Below are 5,022 nucleotides of genomic sequence, written 5' to 3' on the forward strand. Positions count from 1 at the left end.
CGGAGTGTTAGCTCCCTTTATATACCTTGGGTTATATACCTTGGGTTAAAACCCAAGGCTAATAGCTCAAACCCGTTAAAACGGGTTGATAGATGGACTTTCTCCCGTTTGAGGGGTTTTGTCAACGGAGTGTTAGCTCCCTTTATATACCTTGGGTTATATACCTTGGGTTAAAACCCAAGGCTAATAGCTCAAACCCGTTAAAACGGGTTGATAGATGGACTTTCTTCCGTTTGAGGGGTTTTGCCAACGGAGTGTTAGCTCCCTTTATATACCTTGGGTTATATACCTTGGGTTAAAACCCAAGGCTAATAGCTCAAACCCGTTAAAACGGGTTGATAGATGGACTTTCTCCCGTTTGAGAGGTTTTGCCAACGGAGTGTTAGTTTGAAGAGTCGCGGAGTCAAGGCTGATAGCTGAATGCTTAGAATTAACTGATCTCCTAAAACAGCCAAGTAAGCTCTTTGGTTCGTAGTAAGCTCTAAAGAGCTTACAATAAACTTATCTCCTAAAACCAACTCAGAATTAATAACAATGACCAATGAACCTATTTTACAAGCCGATTTAACTAAATTACCGAGTCGCAATTCTCAGATTGATTGGCTGTTGTTAGTGTGTGATGGGGAGGGTAATGTTGTAGTGGATGAAACTTGTCCTCAAAGTAATGTAAATTCTGATTGGGTTTTTTCTCAGTTGAAAACCTTACAACCCCTTCCCCAAGCAATACAAGTTTTTCGTCCCCAGGCGGTGGGGTTGTTGCAAAGGGCGGCAGACGAGTTAGGAGTTAGCCTAGAAACGACGCGGCGGACTCTGGCTCTCAAGAGTATTTTACAACAACGGGGGGTTAATATTGACCTTGAACAAGCTCCTCCGCAACCCCTCCCGGAAAACTTGTGGGGGGACCAATGGCGGTTTGTGAGTTTGTCTGCGGGGGATGTGTTTGAGGCGTTTTCGGGCCGGCCTATTCCTATTCAGGAAATGCCTGCATCGCTTAATCCGCTTAATTTTGGTATTGCGTCTAATACGCCGATACCGGGGATTTTAATTTATGGGGGTCGTCAGTCGATGCAGTTGGCCCGGTGGTTGTGGGAGGTGAAACCCTATGGGGTGACGTATATTCCGACGGAAACGGGGAAGTCTGGGGGGTTGGTGTTGGAAAGTGGATTGCGCGATCGCTGGATTTTGGCTACTTTTGAGGATGAAGCGGTGGCGAAGGCCGCAGAAACCTATCAACAGCGTTTTTTAGCGAGTCAGGGGTTACATTTTTTGGTGATTGAACCGGATGAGTCGGGGATGACAACGACTGCCGTTTGGTTGTTAAAACGGGATTAGTTTTGGGGTTTAAATCCTTCTTTTTTAACGGGGTATTGGGTTAGGGATGAAATAAGCCCTAAAGGGCTTACTACGAACGAAGTTTAAAAGTGTTTAATTATTAATTACTTATCCTGAATATCAAACCGTTTGGGATAGGGGAATTGATGACGGGAAAAGGCTTGTTTTGCGCGTCGAATTAAGTCGGTTTTATAAATAAATTCGTCTCTTGCATCCATGGGATAAGACCGGAGTTTAAATTGTGTTCCCCATTGATGCTCCTCCATTACTACTAGAATCGGTAAATTAAGCTGCGTATAAGGACTACTATAAGCGGCTTGGTATAAGATACGAATGACCTGATCTGGATTAATGGTATGATCAAAGTAAAAATTTGTTGCGACTTGCGCTTCGAGTTGCCCACTATTGGCATTAGAGATGGCTTCTGTCCATGTTTTATTATGGGGAATGGTGACTAAATTATCATCGGGAGTTTTCATTTGAATGCCCCGTAATCCGTAGCCGACAACTTCCCCGAAATGGTCGCCAATAATGATGCGATCGCCCACTCGATAAGGGGCTTCAAATAAGGCTACTAAACCTGCTATAATTGAACTTACATAGTCTTTAAAGGCAAACCCCAAAGCAACCGCAATTGTTCCCGTTAAAGCAATTAAATTACCTTGTGATAAATTCAGAAATAAACTCAATAAATAAGAAACGGCAACAATTAATATTAACCCTTTCCAAAACGGGAGAGCTTGCTTAATTAATAAACGAAACCGTCGGGCAACTCGTTCTGATGCCCAATTGGTTAACCATTGAATGAGGGCTAAAAGTCCATAGGCAATTAACAGCGTTAAGGCCGCTTTCAATAATTTATTGACCGTGATTTCCGTTAGGAGTTTTTGGGATAACTCTCCATTATTTTGAGCCAAAACTTGCTGAAAAATAGCCCAATTTATAGCTTGATTTAGGGAAAATAGAGCCATCTTTTTTAATCCTCACCCACAAAAAAATTATTATTGGCTAATTCGGTCTTTAATTTGACATAATGGGCAGCATAAATAGATAATTGTCCCTGTTGTTGCTGTAATAATCCTTTGCGAATTAAAACTTGCACGTAGGATTGAATAATACTAGCCGATTCTCCTAAACTTAACGCAAGATGGGAACGGGTGATGCGTCCGTGAATGAGGACAGAATGGAGAATATAGCGGTCTTTTACCGTTAAGGGGGGTAAATGGGGGAGAGAGGGTTGGGTTTCTTGGAGAGGGGGGAGAGACTCTGAGTTGAGGGAGGGAGGGGTGTCTTCGTCGAAGTCGTCGGGAGAGATACGCAAACTCTGCAACCAGAGAGAGGCCGCAATACTGCTAATTCCAGAAGATTGAGAGGCGAGAGATTTCCAATAACTGTGACGACGCTTTTCTTGGTCTTCTTCTGGAGAGTCTAACGCAATGACGGTTTTTGCTATGGCATCTAACCAATCCTGACACGCTTCCCCTTCCAATTCCGGTAATGGTTGCACTTGGTCAAAATAAGCATTAATTTGACAAACAAAATTGAGAAAATCCCAGGCCCAGTGATTACACCCAATCACCCAAAAACAATCACGACTCGCTAACACCACATCTCGCAAATATTCTATCCCCTCCCACCCCCCAATACACCGCAGGAAACATTGTTCTAAACAGGGAATCACTAACAGCGTTTTGCGGTCTTCGAGTTGTTCTGAGGGAATGGTATCCCCTACGGTTTGGGAAGACTCCTGTTGTTGATAGGGTTTTGTGGCCTTTTGCAGTTGAGACTTTATTTTTTCGGGAGTTGGAGGCCGAGTTAGGGTGGGGAGGAGGGTTTTGGGGGGGAGGATGGGACTTGGCCAGTTGTCTAAACTGTCTTCTAAAATCTGGGTAATGGGTTCAACGGGATTACCCAATAAAACGAGACTATTGGGGGCCTCTAAGTTATTTTGCCAGTTTTCTACCGCAGAGGCGATCGCATCTTGAATACTCCGTTGATACAACATCGGAGTCGATAACCCCTGAATTTCCTGCCATAACTGAGTTTGCAGGGAGACAGGTAGATCAACCAATCCGCTTTGTGACTCAACTGCTTTATTCGCTTGAGAAAACCAAGATTGAATTTGCTGTACAATGGAGCGAATCAGAGGATCGGTCATAATCTTGGCAAAAAAATAGGGGCAATATAAGCATTACCCCTATAAAAATAAATTAATTTTCTTTTTTCTCAAAATCTAACGCGGCTGAGTTCATGCAGTAGCGTTTTCCGGTAGGTCGAGGCCCATCATCGAAAACGTGACCTAAATGTGCATCACACGCGGCACAGAGTACCTCTGTTCGGGTCATAAATAAACTGCGATCGCTCTCATAAGCCACATTTTCTTCTTGAATGGGAGCATAGAAACTCGGCCACCCGGTCCCAGAGTCGTATTTTGTCTCCGAGTCAAACAACTCGGTCCCACAACACACACATTTATAAATCCCTTTTTCTTTATTATCGTGGTATTCTCCTGTAAATGCCCGTTCTGTCCCCTTTTTACGGGTTACTTTGAACTGTTCTGGGGTTAGCTGTTGTTTCCATTCTTCTTCGGATTTTTGAATTTTAGTCACCATAGAAACGAATTTTCTTATAAACTTCTTGTTAATTTATATTACAAAATATTGTCTTCTTTCAGCAATTATGAAATATATCGTCCCCCTTTTCCTCACTCCCCTTCTCAGCTTACTGGTGGCCACCTCCGCCCAAGCCGCCATTCAAACCGAGGTCATCGAGTACCGTCACGGCGATCAAGTCCTAGAAGGCTATCTCGCTTATGATGACGACCTTGAAACCCCCCAACCCGGAGTAATGGTCGTTCATGCTTGGAAAGGACTGGGAGAATACGAAAAACGACGGACACGGGAACTGGCAGAATTAGGTTATGTGGCCTTTGCTGCCGATATTTACGGGAAAGGCATCCGTCCTGAAACCAACGCAGCAGCCTCCGAACTTGCCTCTTATTATCGATCAAATCGGGGATTATTGCGCGATCGCGCCCAAGCCGGCCTAGAAGTCCTCCGCGACCATCCCCTCTCCCTCCCCGACCAACTAGCCGCCATTGGTTACTGTTTCGGTGGGGGAACAGTGTTAGAATTAGCCAGAAGTGGGGCTGAAGTTCTCGGAGTCGTCAGCTTTCACGGCAACCTCGACACCCCCAACCCCGCAGAGGCACAAAACATCCAAGGCCAAGTCCTCGCCCTCCACGGGGCCGATGATCCCTTCGTCCCCCCCGAAGACGTAGATGCCTTTATCACCGAAATGCAGGAGGCAGACGTGGACTGGCAGTTAGTCCTGTATGGCGAGGCCGTCCACAGTTTCACCGACCCCAACGCCGGAAACGACCCCTCTCAAGGGTCCGCCTACAATGCCGAAGCCGACCAACGGTCTTGGGCTGCCATGCGCCAATTTTTCCAAGATTTATTCTTCTAGGTTAGGGTCTGCTGAAAAAGTGTTTATTCGCTTGTAAGGCAAGGGAACTCGGGAACAGGGAACACTTGAGAGGTAGCAATAGGTAGGGTGGGCATTGCCAGCCCTGTCAAGGTGGGTAACGAGATATGGCGGTTTGGAGTCGCCCTCACCCCCCAACCCCCTCTCCCAACCTTGGGAGAGGGGGAGAAAATGTCTCTCACAAGTGTCTGAAACAACGGTGTC

Annotated in this window: 5 protein-coding genes; 2 read left to right on the forward strand and 3 right to left on the reverse strand. The window is 45.6% G+C overall.

The window, feature by feature from the left end:
* The first annotated feature begins 534 nt into the window (after positions 1–534).
* A complete protein-coding gene (locus tag PN462_RS10830; RefSeq protein ID WP_272128208.1) occupies positions 535–1,332 on the forward strand; it encodes a Tab2 family RNA-binding protein in 798 nt (265 codons plus the stop codon).
* Positions 1,333–1,436: 104 nt separating this feature from the next.
* Here PN462_RS10830 and PN462_RS10835 read toward each other — a convergent pair whose 3' ends face one another.
* The 3 genes from PN462_RS10835 to msrB are packed head-to-tail and all read right to left on the reverse strand — an operon-like array spanning position 1,437 to position 3,944.
* Positions 1,437–2,303 (reverse strand): mechanosensitive ion channel family protein, encoded by an 867-nt coding sequence (locus PN462_RS10835; RefSeq protein WP_272128209.1) that lies wholly within the window; start codon positions 2,301–2,303, stop codon positions 1,437–1,439.
* Positions 2,304–2,308: 5 nt separating this feature from the next.
* Positions 2,309–3,490: a hypothetical protein gene (locus PN462_RS10840; RefSeq protein ID WP_272128210.1), complete on the reverse strand. Its 1,182-nt coding sequence runs from the start codon at positions 3,488–3,490 to the stop codon at positions 2,309–2,311.
* A gap of 52 nt (positions 3,491–3,542) precedes the next feature.
* On the reverse strand, positions 3,543–3,944 hold the full coding sequence (gene msrB / locus PN462_RS10845) for a peptide-methionine (R)-S-oxide reductase MsrB (RefSeq protein WP_272128211.1): 402 nt from the start codon (positions 3,942–3,944) through the stop codon (positions 3,543–3,545).
* Between the two features lie 67 nt (positions 3,945–4,011).
* Between msrB and PN462_RS10850 the strand changes: the two genes are divergently transcribed.
* Positions 4,012–4,800: a dienelactone hydrolase family protein gene (locus PN462_RS10850; RefSeq protein ID WP_272128212.1), complete on the forward strand. Its 789-nt coding sequence runs from the start codon at positions 4,012–4,014 to the stop codon at positions 4,798–4,800.
* Positions 4,801–5,022: the final 222 nt, after the last annotated feature.

This window comes from Spirulina sp. CS-785/01 (assembly GCF_028330525.1).
Classification (GTDB): domain Bacteria; phylum Cyanobacteriota; class Cyanobacteriia; order Cyanobacteriales; family Spirulinaceae; genus JAQMSD01.

What these genes read in the sequence shown, in the direction of transcription:
- PN462_RS10830 (WP_272128208.1), top strand. Translation starts at nt 535, where the DNA reads ATGACCAATGAACCTATTTTACAAGCCGATTTAACTAAATTACCGAGT.
- PN462_RS10835 (WP_272128209.1), bottom strand. Translation starts at nt 2,303, where the DNA reads ATGGCTCTATTTTCCCTAAATCAAGCTATAAATTGGGCTATTTTTCAG.
- PN462_RS10840 (WP_272128210.1), bottom strand. Translation starts at nt 3,490, where the DNA reads ATGACCGATCCTCTGATTCGCTCCATTGTACAGCAAATTCAATCTTGG.
- msrB (WP_272128211.1), bottom strand. Translation starts at nt 3,944, where the DNA reads ATGGTGACTAAAATTCAAAAATCCGAAGAAGAATGGAAACAACAGCTA.
- PN462_RS10850 (WP_272128212.1), top strand. Translation starts at nt 4,012, where the DNA reads ATGAAATATATCGTCCCCCTTTTCCTCACTCCCCTTCTCAGCTTACTG.